A 17159-nucleotide genomic window follows, 5' to 3' on the forward strand; every position below is an offset into this window, starting at 1 on the left:
CGTTAAATCCCCATCTTGGTGGTTAATAAGTCGCCGTTAACTTCAGTCGGCAACTTGGCTGCGATTATAGCAGGTTTCGCCCTCCCTTAGTGGTCGGCAAGCTGAACTAAGTTTCGGAAGTTTCCGAAAATTTGTCCCGCAACCGATCCAAAGCGCGCTTGTAGCGCATTTTCGTTGCGCTCAAGCCCATGTGCATGATGTCGGCAATCTCTTGAAACTCGAGCTCTGCGACAAAACGTAGCACCAGAATTTCACGGTCTATCGGGTTGACGTGCACCAACCAGCGATCCAAACCGCCTCGCTCCTCGACTTTGGGTGTCTTCTCGTCGGAAGCTTCTTCGAGCGGATCCAAACTCAAGGCGTCAATCAATCGACGCTTGCGCCGCTCTTTTCGATACTGAGTAATGCATTCGTTGTAGGTGATGCTATAGAGCCAAGTCTTGAACTTGGACTTACCCTCAAAGCTCTTCAGGCCATAGAGAACCTTGAGCATCACCTCCTGACAGACATCATCAGCGTCCCTGTCGTTCCCCAAGTAACGTGCGCAAACGTTAAATAATGTTCGCTGGTAACGCCGCATCAGCTCTTCATACGCACGGGTGATATGAAACAGCTCGTCATGGGCGCGCGCCACCAGCTCCTCATCGGTGAGCTCGCGGGGGTCGTAGCGCGTTGGCAGGGCTTGAGCTTTGTTCAAAACGAGTCGGGCCGACAGTCAGGACGAAAAATGCCCGGCAGGTCACACCTGCCGGGCAGCTGCATAAAATAACAGATTGGCGTCAGCGACTGTTCACGCGTTGCTCGAGCATGACGCGATTGGCCACCGATACCAGCTCACCGGTATCGGTCAACAGGGTGGTTTTCACTGTGCCGATCTCTTCGATCTGCCCTTCGACCTCACCCACCTGCACATGTTGCCCGACCTGATACAACTCACGCACATAGATGCCGGCCAGAATCTGGCTGGCGATATCCCGGCTGCCCAGCCCCAGCGCCAATGCCACCGCCAGGCCGACGGAAATCAGCACGATGGCGATGACGTTGTTGAGCAGGTCGGTCTTGATTTCCAGCTGACCGATGGCAACCGAGATGCTGATGATGATCACCAGGCCTTGTGCCACACGTCCCAAGCCGTTGGCATACTCCAGGCCGACGCCTTCGGCGGCGCCACGCACCAGGCTGCTGACCAGTTGCGCCAGGAGCACGCCTGCCAGCAGTACCAGCGCCGCGCCGAACACCTTGGGCAGATACAGCGCCAGCACGTCGAGGGTCGCGGAGACACGTTGCAGGCCGAGCGATTCAGCGGCAGATACCAGGAAGATCAGCAGCACGAACCAGTAAACGATCTTGCCGATCAGGGTCGATACCGACGCATGAATGCCGACGCGCGCCAGCAGCTTGGTCAGGCCGGTACCGGTCATCAGACGGTCCAGTCCGACCTTACCGAGCAGCTTGGACAGCAGCGTGTCGAGCAACTTGGCCACGACGAAGCCAAGCAATACCAGCACCAGCGCCACGAACAGATTGGGGATGAAGCCAGCAACCTTACTCCACAGTGCGGTCATCGCGGAGATCAGGCTTTGGGTCCAGGGATCGAGTTCCATTTCAGTCAGCCTTGTCAGCAGAAGCAGAGGATTGGGTACGGCGCGAAACCGGCGCGACATGCGCCGAACCGTTGTTCAGGGCGATCATCAGCGCCTGCGCCCAGTGACCGACCAGGCTGAACAGGTCACCCGCTCCGACCTGGCGGTTGGCGGTCTTGAGAACCCGGTGCAGACAGGCATCTTCGTCATGGCTGGACGGCGCGGCCTTGAGCAAATCGCGTAAAGATTCTTCGAATGGATCGTGCATGCGCACCTCACGGGATGTCACGGCTAGACGCAGTAGCCGGCGGATGAGTCACACATCACAACCAGCGCCAGCGGCGGAAAAGTAGCAGTTGGCCCAGCGCCAAAAGGATCATCAGGCCACAGGCGATAAAGAAACCGAGCGGGCTTTCGGCGCCAGGAATGCCGCCAACATTGATGCCCAGCAGGCCCGTAAGGAAGGTCAGCGGCAGGAACATGCCGGCGATTACGGTAAAACGGTACATGATGCGGTTCATCCGCTCTGCAAGGCGCTGATTCTCAGCTTCGAGTACCAGGCTGACGCGCTCGCGCAACAATTCGAGTTCTTCGAGATAGCGCGTCAGCCGGTTATGCAGTTCGTTCCAGTAATCATCGTCATCCTCGACGAACCAGGGCTGGCGACTGCGCATCATCTGCGCATACAGATCACGCTGCGGCGCCAGGAAACGCCGTAGCCCGGCGGCGCGGCGGCGCAGCTGCAACATCAGGCTGTGATCGGGACGATAGCGCTCGTCAGCGTCCAGACGATCCTCTTCGACATCGAGCTGATCACTCAACTCGGCGATCAGGTCATCGACGCGGTTGGTCAGGTGCCGCGCCAGCTCCAGCAGCAGCTCGGAGGACGTGCGTGGCCCCTTGCCCGCCAGCAGATCGGCAATCAGCGCATCGGTCGCCAGCAGCGGCCGTAGGCGCAGGGAAATTACCCGACGAGCATCGGCAAAGATGCGCACCGAGACCATGTCTTCCGGCTCGGCGCCCGGGTTGCGATTGATACCCCGCAGAAACAGCAGTAGTTCATCACGCGGCAACGGCAACAAGCGTGGCCGGGTGTTCTCTTCCAGTAGCAGATCACAGCTGAACTCATCCAGGCCACTGTGCTCGCGCAACCAGTGCTGCGCCGGGGCCTGACTACGATCCCAGTGCAGCCACAGGCTTTCCTGCTCGCTCAGTTGCAGGCCATCCAGTTGCTCGCGGCTGATGCTGCGCGCACCACCACGGCCATCGAGCACGAAGGCATGCAGCAGTGCCGAGTCCTGATCCACCATCGGGTTATTCCGGCATTTTCAGGGCTTGCGGAGAGACGATCACACCGTTGTTGTCGGCGTACAGGTAGTCGCCCGGCTTGAAGGTCACGCCGCCGAAGGTAACCGGCACGTTCAGATCACCGATGCCGCGCTTGTCGGTTTTCATCGGGTGACTGGCCAGCGCCTGCACACCCAGATTGGTCTGCGCGATGACATCAACATCACGGATACAGCCGTAGACCAGGATGCCCTCCCAGCCATTTTTGGCCGCTTTTTCGGCCAGCATGTCACCCAGCAGCGCCCGACGCAGCGAGCCGCCGCCATCGACGACCAGTACTTTCCCCTGGCCTGGCAGATCGACCTGCTCCTTCACCAGCGAGTTGTCTTCATGGCACTTGATGGTGACGATTTGGCCACCAAAGGAATCACGGCCACCGTAGTTGGCGAACATCGGCTCGACGACCTGAACCAACTCCGGATAGGCATCGCACAGATCAGGGGTGATGTAGTGCATGGCAGAACTCCTTTCGACAATGAATGAACGACAGGCAAGTGGAAGATCAGGAAATGACCACTACCAAACGATGCGTCACATCTTACCGCCAAGCACTCGCCGAAGAAACGTTACGATAGCTCAGACACCCGCAACGGCGGCCTGCTCGGTGAACTCTACAGGCAGTCGCAGGTATTGCAGCCAGTATTCGGTCAGCGGCCAAACTTCGCGCTGCGCCTCTTTGCTGACCAACATTTCAATGTGCCCGAAATCGCTGCTGAAGCCTTTCTCCTTACCCAACAGTAGAAAGTGCCTCGGCGCGCTACTGCATTGCTCCAGAAGCTTGCGACAGGCCCAAGCAGGATCATCGAAATCGGCAGCAGCTGCCACGGCCATAAGCGGTACGCTCACCTCAGCGAGGCCTGCCCACCAGTCCTTCCGCCCATCACCGAATCGCCCGAACAGCCTGAGCCAGCGTAGTGCTTCCAGCGCTAGCCCGATAGGTTCATCTTCAGGGCCGCGCTTCAGGCGACGGCCGGACAGATAAGGAAAGGCGCGCAGCAGTAGACGCGCGCCCCACTCTATCGGAGGTATCTTCAGCGGCCAGTAGCTGCGGCTGACCTGAGTGCCGAACAACGCAACCGAGCTGGCACGCGACTGATCGAGATAACCACCACCCAACGCAGCCGCCAGGATCACTCCGCCCAGCGAGTGGCCAATCCAGTGTGCGGCCTGCCCGGTCTGCTCGAATAGGAAATCGGCGATGGCCGGCACGTCGTAGTGCACGTACTGCGCCACGCTGTTGTCGCGATAGCCTTCATTGCGCGGTGAAAGGCCGTGGCCGCGCATTTCGGCGATCCACACGTCAAACCCCGCACGCGCCAGATAGGCGCCAAGGCCGATGCCCTTGGGCGAGTACCAGAAACGTCGGTTGGAAAAACTGCCATGCAGCAGCACCACAGGCACGCCGCGCGCACCTTCGACACCCGCCAAGCCTACTCGCGTCAACGCCAGCTCTACACTGGAATCCGGACTGTTGTTGGGCTTCAGACGATAGACGTCTTCACTGAGATCGCCGCGTAGCTCGGCACTGATCAGCGCGACGGGGAAAAGCTCACTACTGCTTTGCATGGATCGGAAAACCGCAATGGCGCTGTGCCACAAAGAAGAACGAAACCCATAAAAAACCGTCGGAGCGACGTTCAAATCGCTGGCGACGGCTTCGGGGTGACTACCCAGAAAAAAGGCGGGATCAACCCGCCCTCTTTCCGCGTCAGCTACTGCTCTCAGGCAGGCTGCGCCTCGGCCAGGAAGAACCAGGTGTCGAGGACCGAATCGGGGTTCAGCGAAACGCTCTCGATGCCCTGCTCCATCAGCCACTTGGCCAGATCCGGGTGATCCGAAGGGCCCTGACCGCAGATGCCGATGTACTTGCCGGCCTTGTTGCAGGCAGCGATGGCATTGGCCAGCAGCTTCTTCACCGCAGGGTTACGCTCATCGAACAGGTGGGCGACGATGCCGGAGTCACGATCCAGGCCCAGGGTCAGCTGGGTCAGGTCGTTGGAACCGATGGAGAAGCCATCGAAGAACTCGAGGAACTCTTCAGCCAGCAGCGCGTTGGACGGCAGTTCGCACATCATGATGACCTTCAGGCCATCCTGACCGCGCGCCAGGCCATTGCTGGCCAGCAGCTCGACCACTTGCGACGCCTCGCCCAGGGTACGCACGAACGGCACCATGATCTCGACGTTGGTCAGGCCCATCTCGCCCCGCACCTTCTTCAGCGCACGGCACTCAAGCTCGAAGCAGTCTCGGAAGGATTCGCTGATGTAGCGCGAAGCACCGCGGAAGCCCAGCATCGGGTTTTCTTCTTCCGGCTCGTACAGCTTGCCGCCGATCAGGTTGGCGTACTCGTTGGACTTGAAGTCCGACAGGCGCACGATGACCTTCTTCGGCCAGAAAGCAGCGGCCAGGGTGCTGATGCCCTCGACCAGCTTCTCGACGTAGAAGTCCACCGGATCGCCATAACCGGCGATGCGCTTCTCGACACTGTCCTTGATTTCCGGCGGCAGGCTGGCGAAGTTCAGCAGCGCCTTGGGGTGCACGCCGATCATGCGGTTGATGATGAATTCCAGGCGGGCCAGGCCCACACCTTCGTTCGGCAGTTGGGCGAAGTCGAAGGCGCGATCCGGGTTGCCGACGTTCATCATGATCTTGAACGGCAGATCCGGCATGGCATCGACCGAGTTCTTGCGGATGTCGAAGCCCAGCTCACCCTCGAAGATGAAGCCGGTATCGCCCTCGGCGCAGGAGACGGTGACACCCTGGCCATCCTTCAGCACGCTGGTAGCATTGCCGCAACCAACCACGGCCGGAATACCCAGCTCACGGGCGATGATCGCCGCGTGACAGGTACGGCCGCCACGGTTGGTGACGATGGCGCTGGCGCGCTTCATCACCGGTTCCCAATCCGGGTCGGTCATGTCGGAGACCAGCACATCGCCCGGCTGCACCTTGTCCATTTCGGACACATCGTGGATCACCCGCACCTTGCCGGCGCCGATGCGCTGACCGATGGCGCGACCTTCCACCAGAACGGTGCCCTTCTCTTTCAGCAGGTAGCGCTCCATCACGGTGGCGCTGGCGCGGCTTTTCACGGTTTCCGGACGCGCCTGCACGATGTACAGCTTGCCGTCGTCACCGTCCTTGGCCCACTCGATGTCCATCGGGCGGCCGTAGTGTTTCTCAATGATCAGCGCCTGCTTGGCCAGCTCGCTGACCTCGGCGTCGGTGATGCAGAAGCGCGCGCGATCGGCACGGTCGACCTCGACTGTCTTGACCGAACGACCGGCCTTGGCTTCGTCGCCGTAGACCATCTTGATCGCCTTGCTGCCCAGGTTACGACGCAGAATGGCCGGGCGGCCGGCTTCCAGAGTCGGCTTATGCACGTAGAACTCGTCGGGGTTGACCGCGCCCTGCACCACGGTCTCGCCGAGACCATAGGCGCCGGTAATGAACACCACGTCACGGAAGCCGGACTCGGTGTCCAGGGTGAACATAACGCCGGCGGTGCCGGTTTCCGAACGCACCATGCGCTGCACACCGGCAGACAGGGCGACCAGCTTGTGATCGAAGCCCTGGTGCACGCGGTAGGCGATGGCGCGGTCGTTGAACAGCGAAGCGAAGACTTCCTTGGCAGCGCGGATCACGTTGTCCACGCCACGGATGTTGAGGAAGGTTTCCTGCTGGCCGGCAAAGGAAGCATCCGGCAGGTCTTCGGCGGTAGCAGAAGAACGCACGGCCACGGCCATGTTGTCGTTGCCAGCGCTCATGGTGGCGAAGGCTTCACGAATCTGCTTGTCCAGCTCGGCGGGGAACTCGGCGTCCATCACCCATTGGCGAATCTGCGCGCCGGTCTTGGCCAGGGCATTGACGTCATCGACATCCAGGGCGTCGAGCGCTGCGTGGATCTGCGCATTCAGGCCGCTCTGCTCGAGAAAATCGCGATAGGCCTGAGCCGTAGTGGCGAAACCGCCGGGAACCGAAACGCCGGCGCCGGCCAGGTTGCTGATCATCTCGCCGAGGGATGCGTTCTTGCCCCCCACATGCTCAACATCGTGATTGCCGAGCTTATCGAGGGAAACTACGTACTCTACCAAGGTGATCTCTCCACTAACGATGTTGGAAAAGCTCAGAATTTGCGTAAAGCCAATTGCGCTTCGCCCTGCTGCATTAAAAGCAGGCTCCAGCTCGCAAGCCTTTGCACAAATTCCTGGGGGGCTGGATGATCCGGCGGCGCTCTGCCGCAAGATTGTGGCCTTGCCCTTGAATAAGTAACAATGCCAGAACCCGTAGGCCCCGGCGAAAAACGCGGCCTATCATAGCCAAGAATCGAACTCAGCTTAAGGCCTTTGGCGCAAATGAAACGAACCGCTTTCTTCATCTCCGACGGCACCGGCATCACCGCCGAAACCCTGGGTCAGAGTCTGCTCGCGCAGTTCGAGAACATTCAGTTCACCAAACTCACGCGCCCTTATATCGACAGCGTCGATAAAGCGCGCGCCATGGTACAACAAATCGATGCCGCCGCTGAAAGGGACGGCGTACGTCCGATCATCTTCGACACCATCGTCAATCGCGATATTCGAGCCATTCTCGATACCGCCAATGGCTTCATGATCGACATCTTCTCGACCTTTCTCTCGCCGCTGGAACAGGAGTTGAGCTCGCACTCCTCCTACTCGGTCGGCAAGTCACACTCCATCGGCCAGCACTCCAACTATATGGAGCGCATCGAGGCGGTGAACTTCGCCCTCGACAACGATGATGGCGCGCGCACCCACTATTACGACAAGGCCGATCTGATCCTGGTCGGCGTGTCGCGCTGCGGCAAGACACCTACCTGTCTGTACATGGCCATGCAGTACGGCATCCGTGCCGCCAACTATCCACTTACCGAAGACGACATGGAGCGCCTGCAGCTTCCCGATTCGCTGAAGAAGTACCGCGAAAAGCTGTTCGGCCTGACCATCGACCCGGATCGTCTCACCGCCATCCGCCACGAGCGCAAGCCCAACAGCCGCTATGCCAGTTATGCGCAATGCGAGTTCGAGGTGCGCGAGGTCGAGAGCCTGTTCCGCCGCGAAAACATCGCCTTCATCAACTCCACGCATTTCTCGGTCGAGGAAATTTCGGCCAAGATTCTGGTGGAAAAAGGTGTTGAAAGACGCCTTAAATAATCGTTGCAAGCACATGTTTACAAAGGCAAAAGGCTCGAAACTTCGAGCCTTTTCTCATTGTGCGCCCAGCATGGGCGCACTCCTGCGGGTGCAAGTCCCGCCGTAAGTTGATCACAGCGAACGAAGTGAAGCGCAACTGCGTGAGGGTGACCGAGCGTGGGGAGGAAGCGTGGAGCGTAATCTGCGAGCCGATGAACAAGAACCGGATAGAAGGCGCTATGGAGCAGGGCGAGCGGGCAATGAACCGCAAAGCTCTGGTGATCAAGGCGAAGTGGCGTAGATCCGGCGGTTGTGCAGAGAAGGAGTGCGTTCTTACCTGGGGAGATCTCGCCTCGATCCTGAAAGGGTAACGGCGTCGAGCCGGAGCGAGAAGTCAGCAGAGGCCGTAGTAGTTTTTTTTGACGAAGGGCCGAACGAGAGAGAGTGCGATAGGCCATCCTGATGCGACATGACCTGAAGTCAGATGCTCACCAGAAGGTGGGGCGGGCGCAGGCGATGAGCGGTGAAGCCGTGATTCGCTCCGTCAGCGACGAGGCACTGCGCCCGCGGGGTGAAACCGACTGCACAGGGCAAGGGCTGCTGTATCGGGCCCTTGCGAGAGGAAACCTGCAACGAGCGTGGAAGCGGGTCAAAGCCAACAAGGGAGCAGCGGGTGTCGACGGACTGAGCATAGAGCAGACGGCCGAACGGCTGCTGACGGAGTGGGCGGGGATTCGAGCGCAGCTCTTGTCAGGGTTGTACCGGCCCAGTCCGGTACGGCGGGTGATGATTGCCAAGCCGGACGGAAGCCAGCGCGAGCTGGGTATACCAACGGTGACCGACCGCCTGATCCAGCAGGCCTTGCTGCAGGTGCTGCAACCGTTGCTCGATCCTGGCTTCAGCGAGCATAGCTACGGTTTTCGGCCTGGACGCCGTGCGCATGATGCGGTGCTTGCCGCTCAGGCGTATGTGCAATCTGGGCGCCGGATCGTGGTGGACGTGGATCTGGAGAAGTTCTTCGACCGTGTCAACCACGACATCCTGATTGAACGCTTGCGCAAGCGCGTCCCGGATCAAGGCGTTCTTCGTCTGATACGAGCGTACCTGAACAGCGGCATCCTTGATGGCGGTCTGGTCATGCAGCGGCATGAAGGCACACCGCAAGGTGGCTCGTTGTCGCCGCTGCTGGCCAACGTGCTGCTCGATGAAGTGGACAAGGAGCTGGAGCGCCGCGGTCACTGTTTCGTTCGCTACGCCGACGACTGCAACGTGTACGTGCACAGCCGCCGAGCGGGGGAAAGGGTGATGGCGCTGCTACGCCGTTTGTACGCCAGGCTTCGCTTGAGGATCAACGAGGCCAAGAGCCGCGTGAGCAGTGTCTTTGCGGGGCGCAAGTTCCTGGGGTACAGCTTCTGGGTAGCCCCGAAAGGGGTGATCAAGCGCACGGTGGCGAAGAAGGCGCTGGAAACGTTCAAGCAACGAGTTCGGCAGCTGAGCCGCCGCTCGTGCGGTCGCAGTCTGCAGCAGGTCGTTGAACGCCTGAGTTCCTACCTGGAGGGCTGGAAGGGCTACTACCGGTTGGCGCAAACGTCGCGAGTCTGGCAGATGCTGGACGAGTGGCTGCGTCATCGGTTGCGCGCGATCCAGCTCAAGCAGTGGAAGCAAGGCAAGACCATGTTCCGGGAGCTACGCGCACTGGGGGCAAGTCGTACAGTGGCACAACGGGTGGCGGCCAACAGCCGGCGCTGGTGGTGCAACAGCGGCAAGCTACTCAATAGGGTGTTGAACCTGGCCTGGTTCGACCGCCTGGGATTAGCCCGACTCTCATAACCTCAATCCCTCGAACCGCCCGGTGCGGACCCGCATGCCGGGTGGTGTGGCAGGGGCGCAGTTCATCAGAACTGCCCCCTATGCCGATCAGGGCCTAGAAGCTTTCAGCGGGCACGCGCACCCAACCTTCCATCAGGATGCGCGCACTGCGGCTCATCACCGCCTTGGTCACCGTCCACTGACCATCGACCCGCTTGGCCTGCGCGCCGACACGCAGGGTGCCGGAGGGATGGCCGAAACGCACCGCCTCGCGCTCGCCGCCACCGGCCGCCAGGTTGACCAGGGTGCCCGGAATCGCCGCCGCCGTGCCGATGGCCACCGCGCAGGTGCCCATCATCGCGTGGTGCAGCTTGCCCATGGACAGCGCCCGCACCAACAGATCGACCTCGCCGGCCTTGACCTCCTTGCCGCTGGAGGTGCGGTAGTCCTTGGGCGGACTGACGAAAGCGATCTTCGGGGTGTGCTGACGTGTCGCAGCCTCCTCGGCCGTTTTGATCAGCCCCATGCGCAGCGCACCGGCAATGCGGATCTGCTCGAAGCGCGCCAGTTGCGCCGGATCGCCGTTGATGGCCTCGCGCAGCTCGGTGCCCTGGTAGCCGATGTCCTCGGCATTGACGAAGATCGTCGGGATACCAGCCGTGATCATGGTCGCCTTCAAGGTGCCCCCTTCTACAACATCAGCGGGCACTTCGAGGTCATCGACCAGATTGCCGGTAGGAAACATCGAACTGCCCTCCTCGCCGTCGTCGGACGGGTCGAGGAACTCCAGCACGATCTCCGCCGCCGGGAAGGTAACGCCGTCCAGCTCGAAATCGCCGGTTTCCTGCACTTGGCCATTGCTGACCGGCACATGGGCGATGATGGTTTTCTGGATATTGGCCTGCCAGATGCGCACCACGCAGGTGCCGTTCTCGGGAATCCTCACGGGGTCGACCAGGCCGGCATGGATGGCGAAGGCACCGGCCGCGGTGGACAGGTTGCCGCAGTTGCCGCTCCAGTCGACAAAGGCCTTGTCGATGGAGACCTGGCCGTAGAGGTAGTCGACATCGTGATCAGGCTGGCTGCTTTTCGACAGAATCACGCATTTGGAGGTGCTCGACGTGGCGCCGCCCATGCCGTCGATCTGCGCCGAGTACGGATCGGGGCTGCCGATCACGCGCATGAACAGCCTGTCGCGCGCCTCGCCCGGCACCTGGCAACGCTCAGGCAGATCCTGCAGGCGAAAGAACACGCCCTTGCTGGTGCCGCCACGCATGTAGGTGGCGGGGATTTTCACTTGCGGTAAATGGGACATACACGCAGCCCTGAAAAAAGTAGCCCGGATGCAATCCGGGAATGACGACGCAGTTCTCCCCGGATTGCATCCGGGCTACGCGCACCTATAGGAGTTGTGCCGGCCCATTGACGGGCCGGCATGTCGCGTCAGGTCAAGCCACCGTGCCTTCGAGGAAGTCCTTGGCGAAGCGCTGCAGCACGCCGCCAGCCTGGTACACGCTGACATCGGCAGCAGTGTCAAGACGGCAGGTCACCGGTACGCGCAGCACCTCGCCATTGCGGCGATTGACCACCAGGGTCAGGTCGCAGCGCGGCGAAATGTCACCTTCCACGTCATAGGTCTCGGTACCGTCCAGGGCCAGGGTCAAGCGTGTGATGCCCGGCTTGAACTCCACCGGCAGCACGCCCATGCCCACCAGGTTGGTGCGGTGAATACGCTCGAAGCCTTCCGCGACGATCACCTCGACACCCGCCAGACGCACGCCTTTGGCCGCCCAGTCGCGGGACGAACCCTGGCCGTAGTCGGCACCGGCGACGATGATCAGGTTCTGCTTGCGGTTCATGTAGGTTTCGATGGCCTCCCACATGCGCATCACCTTGCCTTCCGGCTCGACGCGGGCCAGCGAGCCCTTCTTCACCTGCCCGTCGACCACGGCCATCTCGTTGACAAGCTGTGGGTTGGCGAAGGTGGCGCGCTGGGCGGTCAGGTGGTCGCCCCTGTGAGTCGCGTAGGAGTTGAAGTCCTCCTCCGGCAGGCCCATCTTCGCCAGGTACTCACCGGCGGCCGAGTCCGCCAGGATGGCGTTGGACGGCGACAGGTGATCGGTGGTGATGTTGTCCGGCAGGATCGCCAGCGGACGCATGCCCTTGAGCGTGCGCTCGCCGGCCAGCGCGCCTTCCCAGTACGGCGGGCGGCGGATATAGGTGCTCGTCGGGCGCCAGTCGTACAGCGGGCTGTCGGCTTCCTTCACCTTCCCGAGGTCGAACATCGGGATATAGATCTGCTTGAACTGCTCGGGCTTCACGCTCGCCGCGACAATGGCGTCGATCTCCTCGTCGCTCGGCCATAGGTCCTTGAGGGTGACCGGCTTGCCATTCTGATCATGGCCTAGCACGTCCTGCTCGATATCGAAGCGCACGGTACCGGCGATCGCATAGGCCACCACCAGCGGCGGCGAAGCGAGGAAGGCCTGCTTGGCGTAGGGGTGGATACGGCCGTCGAAGTTGCGGTTACCCGAGAGCACAGCGGTGGCGTACAGGTCGCGGTCGATGATTTCCTTCTGGATCACCGGGTCGAGCGCGCCAGACATGCCGTTACAGGTGGTGCAGGCGTAGGCGACGATACCGAAGCCGAGCTTCTCCAGTTCCGGCAGCAAACCAGCCTCTTCAAGATACAGCTTGGCGACCTTTGAACCCGGCGCGAACGACGTCTTCACCCAGGGTTTGCGCAGCAGGCCAAGGGCGTTGGCTTTCTTCGCCACCAGGCCGGCAGCGATGACGTTGCGCGGGTTGGAGGTGTTGGTGCAACTGGTGATGGCGGCGATGATCACCGCGCCATCGGGCATCAGCCCCTGGGCCTCCTCGCCCTTGCCGGCTTGCAGCTTGGCCTCATCAGCGATGCCGCGCTCGGCCAGCGCCGAAGTGGGCAGGCGGCGATGCGGGTTGCTCGGGCCGGCCATATTGCGCACGACACTGCCCAGATCGAAGCGCAGCACGCGCTCGTACTCGGCGGTCTTCAGCGCGTCGCTCCACAGGCCGAGGGTCTTGGCGTAGTTCTCCACCAGTGCCACCTGCTCCGGCTCGCGGCCGGTGAGCTTGAGGTAATCGATGGTCTGGCCGTCGATATAGAACATCGAGGCGGTGGCGCCGTATTCCGGGCACATGTTGGAGATGGTGGCGCGGTCGCCGATGGTCAGGCTGTCGGCGCCCTCGCCGAAGAACTCGACCCAGGCACCGACCACGCGCTCCTGGCGCAGGAACTCGGTGATGGCCAGGACGATATCGGTGGCGGTGATGCCGGGCTGGCGCTTGCCGGTCAGCTCGACGCCGACGATGTCGGGCAGGCGCATCATCGACGGGTGGCCGAGCATCACCGTCTCGGCTTCCAGGCCGCCGACGCCGATGGCGATCACGCCCAGGGCATCCACGTGCGGGGTGTGCGAGTCGGTGCCGACGCAGGTGTCGGGGAAGGCGATGCCACCGCGCGCCTGGATCACCGGGCTCATCTTCTCCAGGTTGATCTGGTGCATGATGCCGTTGCCGGCCGGGATCACGTCGACGTTCTTGAATGCGGTCTTGGTCCAGTCGATGAAGTGGAAGCGATCCTCGTTGCGACGATCCTCGATGGCGCGGTTCTTCTCGAAGGCGTCCGGGTCGAAGCCCGGTGCCTCGACGGCCAGGGAGTGGTCGACGATCAGCTGGGTCGGCACCACCGGGTTGACCTTGGACGGGTCACCACCCTGCTCAGCGATGGCATCGCGCAGGCCGGCCAGGTCGACCAGCGCGGTCTGGCCAAGAATGTCGTGGCAGACCACGCGCGCCGGGTACCAGGGAAAGTCCAGGTCTCGCTTGCGGTAGACCAACTGTTCAAGCGACGCAGTCAGATCCTGCGGATCGCAACGGCGTACCAGTTGCTCAGCGAGTACGCGCGAGGTGTAGGGGAGCCTCGCCCAGGCGCCGGCCTGGATCGCCTCGACCGCCTCGCGGGCATCGAAGTAATCCAGCGCGGTACCGGGCAGGCGCTTGCAGTATTGGCTATTCACGGTGTCATTCATGGTTATTTACGGTCCTTGAGCGGCACGAACTTCAGGTCTTCGGGGCCTGTGTAGTTGGCGCTCGGGCGGATGATCTTGCCGTCGATGCGTTGCTCGATGACGTGGGCGGACCAGCCGGCGGTACGGGCAATGACGAACAGCGGGGTGAACATGGCGGTGGGCACGCCCATCATGTGGTAGCTCACGGCGCTGAACCAGTCGAGGTTGGGGAACATCTTCTTGATTTCCCACATCACGCTTTCCAGGCGCTCGGCGATGTCATACATCTTGGTATTGCCCTGCTCCACCGACAGCTCGCGGGCCACTTCCTTGATTACCTTGTTGCGCGGGTCGCTGACGGTATAGACCGGGTGACCGAAGCCGATCACCACTTCCTTGCGCCCTACTCGTTCACGGATATCGGCTTCGGCTTCGTCCGGGCTGTCGTAGCGCTTCTGCACCTCGAAGGCCACTTCGTTGGCACCGCCGTGCTTCGGGCCGCGCAGCGCGCCAATGGCGCCGGCGATGCAGGAGAACAGGTCGGAACCGGTACCGGCGATCACCCGCGAGGTGAAGGTCGAGGCGTTGAACTCGTGCTCGGCATACAGGTTCAGCGAGGTGTGCATGGCGCGCACCCAGGACTCGCGCGGCTTCTCGCCATGCAGCAGGTGCAGGAAATGGCCGCCGATGGAGTCGTCGTCGGTTTCTACCTCGATGCGCTTGCCGTTGTGGCTGTAGTGGTACCAGTACAGCAGCGCCGAGCCGAGCGACGCCATCAGCTTGTCGGCGATATCGCGGGCACCAGGGTGGTTGTGATCGTCCTTCTCCGGCGCCAGACAGCCGAGCACGGACACAGCGGTGCGCATCACGTCCATCGGGTGAGCCGAAGGCGGCAGGGTTTCCAGCGCGGCCTTGACGCCAGCCGGCAGGCCGCGCAGGGCCTTGAGCTTGGCCTTGTAGCCGGCCAGCTCGGCGACGTTGGGCAGCTTGCCGTGCACCAGCAGGTGAGCGATCTCCTCGAACTCGCAGCGGTTGGCGAAATCGAGCACGTCATAGCCACGGTAATGCAGGTCATTGCCGGTGCGGCCAACGGTGCACAGGGCGGTGTTGCCGGCGGCGGTACCGCTCAGGGCGACGGATTTCTTCGGCTTGAAGCCTGGCGTGGTTTCGGTGGTGCTCATGGTCATCTCCTCAAATCTTCTTATTCTGCTTACTGTCAGCGGTAGCGAACCGTAGGAGCGGATTCATCCGCGAATCGCGAATAAATTCGCTCCTACATAAAGCAAACCCGTCCGCCGCTTTACTTCTTGCCGGCGGCGAACAGCGCATCGAGCTTCTGCTCGAAGGCGTGGTAGCCAATGCGGTCGTAGAGTTCGGCACGGGTCTGCATCAGCTCGATCACGTCCTTCTGGTGGCCGTTCTGGCGGATCGAGGTGTAGACACTTTCGGCCGCCTTGTTCGCCGCGCGGAAGGCCGACAGCGGATAGAGCTGGATGGCCACACCGACCGAAGCCAGCTCGTCGCGGGTGAACAGCGGCGTGGCGCCGAATTCGGTGATATTGGCCAGCACCGGCACCTTCAGCGCCTCGACGAAACGCTTGTAAGTGGGCAGGTCGTAGGCCGCCTCGGCGAAGATGCCATCGGCACCGGCCTCGACATAGGCCTGGCAACGCTCGATGGCGGCATCCACACCCTCGGCCTGGATGGCGTCGGTGCGGGCGATGAGGAAGAAGTCCGGGTCGGTCTTGGCATCGGCGGCGGCCTTGACGCGATCTACCATCTCCTCGCAGGAGACGATCTCCTTGCCCGGACGGTGGCCGCAGCGCTTGGCGCCAACCTGATCCTCGATGTGCGCAGCAGCGGCGCCGGCCTTGATCAGGTTCTTGATGGTGCGCTCGATATTGAAGGCCGAAGGGCCGAAGCCGGTGTCGATGTCCACCAGAAGCGGCAGGTCGCAGACATCGGTGATACGGCGCACGTCTGTAAGCACGTCATCCAGGGTGTTGATGCCCAGATCCGGCAAGCCGAGAGAACCGGCCGCCACGCCACCACCGGACAGGTAGATCGCGCGAAAGCCTGCACGCTTGGCCAGCAATGCATGGTTGGCGTTGATCGCACCGATTACCTGCAGCGGTTGCTCTTCGGCGAGGGCCTGGCGGAAGCGTTGGCCGGCGGAAAGCTGGGTCATGAATCACCTCGTGTCTTGGATGAAGGGATGAGCGCTTCCTGTCCACGTTGGGAAACGTAGTGGCGCTCGATATTGCGCTTGGAGGCGCCGATGTGGCGGCGCATCAGCAGTTCGGCCAGTTCACCGTCGCGAGCTTCGATGGCGTCGAGAATGCGGTGGTGCTCGGCGAAGGCCTGATGCGGCCGATTGGGGGTGGTGGAGAACTGCAGGCGGTACATGCGCACCAACTGGTACAGCTCGTCGCACAGCAGCTTGGCCAGGGTGCGATTGCCGCTGCCCTGGATGATGCGGTAGTGGAAGTCGAAGTCGCCTTCCTGCTGGTAATAGCCGACACCGGCCTTGAACGCAGCATCCTGCTCATGCAGCTCCAGCACCCGGCGCAGCTCGTCGATCTCCTGCTGAGTCATGCGCTCGGCCGCCAGGCGACAAGCCATGCCTTCGAGCGACTCGCGAATCTCGTACAGCTCGACCAACTCGGCATGACTGAGCGACACCACCCGCGCCCCCACATGTGGCACGCGCACCAGCAGCTTTTGCCCCTCCAGACGGTGAATGGCCTCGCGTAGCGGACCACGACTGATGCCATAGGTGCGCGCCAGCTCGGGCTCGGAAATCTTGCTACCCGGGGCGATCTCGCCTTTGACGATGGCGGCCTGGATCAGACGGAAGACGTGCTCGGAAAGTGTTTCCGAATCCACCTGCGGCGTTGCTGGCGCATCTGATTCAAGCAGCATGATTGTCGACACCAATAACTTTCAATGGCGATAAAACTACGTCAAAAAGCCGAAAAGGTCAAAGCAGACCAAAGTATTGTCGACAATATATCCAGCTCGCCCGATCAGGCAAACCGCCACCTTACTTGCAGAAAGCTACATAAGCGTCTGTCAGCACGGAAAATCCCCATGTTAGAATCCGCCCGTTCATGCCCGGCCATCGCCTTTTGCCATGCCTGCTAGGCTTCACGGCAGAAAGTTGTATGGCAGGATGCCTGCCAGTTGCTGCCCTCCATCCCGCCCCTGGCAATACCTTC

General features: G+C 61.6%; 15 protein-coding genes. 3 read left to right on the top strand and 12 right to left on the bottom strand.

Going from position 1 to position 17159, the window contains the following annotated elements; genetic code table 11:
- Positions 1–106: 106 nt before the first annotated feature.
- The 7 genes from sigX to ppsA all read right to left on the bottom strand — a co-directional run bounded on the left by sigX (position 107) and on the right by ppsA (position 7024).
- Positions 107–697 (bottom strand): RNA polymerase sigma factor SigX, encoded by a 591-nt coding sequence (gene sigX / locus BLT86_RS06720; RefSeq protein ID WP_092375539.1) that lies wholly within the window; start codon positions 695–697, stop codon positions 107–109.
- An 82-nt stretch (positions 698–779) separates the two neighbouring features.
- A complete protein-coding gene (locus tag BLT86_RS06725; RefSeq protein WP_074858247.1) occupies positions 780–1604 on the bottom strand; it encodes a mechanosensitive ion channel family protein in 825 nt (274 codons plus the stop codon).
- A 1-nt stretch (position 1605) separates the two neighbouring features.
- Positions 1606–1851, bottom strand: coding sequence for a hypothetical protein (locus BLT86_RS06730; protein ID WP_003460062.1), 246 nt, complete (start codon positions 1849–1851; stop codon positions 1606–1608).
- Between the two features lie 55 nt (positions 1852–1906).
- Positions 1907–2893, bottom strand: coding sequence for a CorA family divalent cation transporter (locus BLT86_RS06735; RefSeq protein WP_092375542.1), 987 nt, complete (start codon positions 2891–2893; stop codon positions 1907–1909).
- Between the two features lie 4 nt (positions 2894–2897).
- Positions 2898–3386: a ribonuclease E activity regulator RraA gene (gene rraA, locus BLT86_RS06740; RefSeq protein ID WP_092375545.1), complete on the bottom strand. Its 489-nt coding sequence runs from the start codon at positions 3384–3386 to the stop codon at positions 2898–2900.
- 120 nt (positions 3387–3506) lie between these two features.
- Positions 3507–4496, bottom strand: coding sequence for an alpha/beta fold hydrolase (locus BLT86_RS06745; RefSeq protein WP_092375548.1), 990 nt, complete (start codon positions 4494–4496; stop codon positions 3507–3509).
- A gap of 155 nt (positions 4497–4651) precedes the next feature.
- A complete protein-coding gene (gene ppsA / locus BLT86_RS06750) occupies positions 4652–7024 on the bottom strand; it encodes a phosphoenolpyruvate synthase (protein ID WP_092375551.1) in 2373 nt (790 codons plus the stop codon).
- Here ppsA and BLT86_RS26415 point away from each other — a divergent pair.
- From BLT86_RS26415 to ltrA, 3 genes are all read left to right on the top strand, one after another.
- The gene (locus tag BLT86_RS26415; protein ID WP_408003024.1) at positions 6971–7153 is read left to right on the top strand and encodes a hypothetical protein; all 183 of its coding nucleotides are present in this window, start codon (positions 6971–6973) and stop codon (positions 7151–7153) included. The genes ppsA and BLT86_RS26415 overlap by 54 nt on opposite strands.
- 132 nt (positions 7154–7285) lie before the next feature.
- Positions 7286–8104 carry a posphoenolpyruvate synthetase regulatory kinase/phosphorylase PpsR gene (ppsR, locus tag BLT86_RS06755; RefSeq protein WP_013715740.1) on the top strand — a complete coding sequence of 273 codons (819 nt, stop codon included), beginning with the start codon at positions 7286–7288 and terminating at the stop codon, positions 8102–8104.
- A gap of 495 nt (positions 8105–8599) precedes the next feature.
- Complete coding sequence (gene ltrA / locus BLT86_RS06765; protein WP_092380340.1) at positions 8600–9913, top strand: group II intron reverse transcriptase/maturase; 1314 nt, start codon at positions 8600–8602, stop codon at positions 9911–9913.
- A gap of 94 nt (positions 9914–10007) precedes the next feature.
- On the opposite strand, the gene prpF is transcribed toward ltrA, so the two are convergent.
- From prpF to BLT86_RS06790, 5 genes are all read right to left on the bottom strand, one after another.
- Complete coding sequence (prpF, locus tag BLT86_RS06770; protein ID WP_092375554.1) at positions 10008–11207, bottom strand: 2-methylaconitate cis-trans isomerase PrpF; 1200 nt, start codon at positions 11205–11207, stop codon at positions 10008–10010.
- Positions 11208–11340: 133 nt separating this feature from the next.
- Entirely contained in the window at positions 11341–13950 is a 2610-nt protein-coding gene (gene acnD, locus BLT86_RS06775; RefSeq protein ID WP_167377343.1) for a Fe/S-dependent 2-methylisocitrate dehydratase AcnD, read from the bottom strand.
- Positions 13951–13964: 14 nt separating this feature from the next.
- Positions 13965–15122: a bifunctional 2-methylcitrate synthase/citrate synthase gene (gene prpC / locus BLT86_RS06780; protein WP_075747886.1), complete on the bottom strand. Its 1158-nt coding sequence runs from the start codon at positions 15120–15122 to the stop codon at positions 13965–13967.
- Positions 15123–15241: 119 nt separating this feature from the next.
- Complete coding sequence (prpB, locus tag BLT86_RS06785) at positions 15242–16129, bottom strand: methylisocitrate lyase (RefSeq protein WP_075747888.1); 888 nt, start codon at positions 16127–16129, stop codon at positions 15242–15244.
- A complete protein-coding gene (locus BLT86_RS06790; protein ID WP_075747890.1) occupies positions 16126–16863 on the bottom strand; it encodes a GntR family transcriptional regulator in 738 nt (245 codons plus the stop codon). Before BLT86_RS06790 ends, prpB begins: the two co-directional genes overlap by 4 nt.
- Positions 16864–17159: the final 296 nt, after the last annotated feature.

Source organism: Pseudomonas sihuiensis, assembly GCF_900106015.1.
GTDB lineage: Bacteria > Pseudomonadota > Gammaproteobacteria > Pseudomonadales > Pseudomonadaceae > Aquipseudomonas > Aquipseudomonas sihuiensis.

Bases quoted from the DNA above. Each gene is read 5' to 3' on its own strand.
- BLT86_RS06725 (WP_074858247.1), bottom strand. From the start codon at position 1,604: ATGGAACTCGATCCCTGGACCCAAAGCCTGATCTCCGCGATGACCGCA.
- BLT86_RS06730 (WP_003460062.1), bottom strand. From the start codon at position 1,851: ATGCACGATCCATTCGAAGAATCTTTACGCGATTTGCTCAAGGCCGCG.
- BLT86_RS06735 (WP_092375542.1), bottom strand. From the start codon at position 2,893: ATGGTGGATCAGGACTCGGCACTGCTGCATGCCTTCGTGCTCGATGGC.
- rraA (WP_092375545.1), bottom strand. From the start codon at position 3,386: ATGCACTACATCACCCCTGATCTGTGCGATGCCTATCCGGAGTTGGTT.
- BLT86_RS06745 (WP_092375548.1), bottom strand. From the start codon at position 4,496: ATGCAAAGCAGTAGTGAGCTTTTCCCCGTCGCGCTGATCAGTGCCGAG.
- BLT86_RS26415 (WP_408003024.1), top strand. From the start codon at position 6,971: ATGCTCAACATCGTGATTGCCGAGCTTATCGAGGGAAACTACGTACTC.
- ppsR (WP_013715740.1), top strand. From the start codon at position 7,286: ATGAAACGAACCGCTTTCTTCATCTCCGACGGCACCGGCATCACCGCC.
- ltrA (WP_092380340.1), top strand. From the start codon at position 8,600: ATGAGCGGTGAAGCCGTGATTCGCTCCGTCAGCGACGAGGCACTGCGC.
- prpF (WP_092375554.1), bottom strand. From the start codon at position 11,207: ATGTCCCATTTACCGCAAGTGAAAATCCCCGCCACCTACATGCGTGGC.
- prpC (WP_075747886.1), bottom strand. From the start codon at position 15,122: ATGAGCACCACCGAAACCACGCCAGGCTTCAAGCCGAAGAAATCCGTC.
- prpB (WP_075747888.1), bottom strand. From the start codon at position 16,129: ATGACCCAGCTTTCCGCCGGCCAACGCTTCCGCCAGGCCCTCGCCGAA.
- BLT86_RS06790 (WP_075747890.1), bottom strand. From the start codon at position 16,863: ATGCTGCTTGAATCAGATGCGCCAGCAACGCCGCAGGTGGATTCGGAA.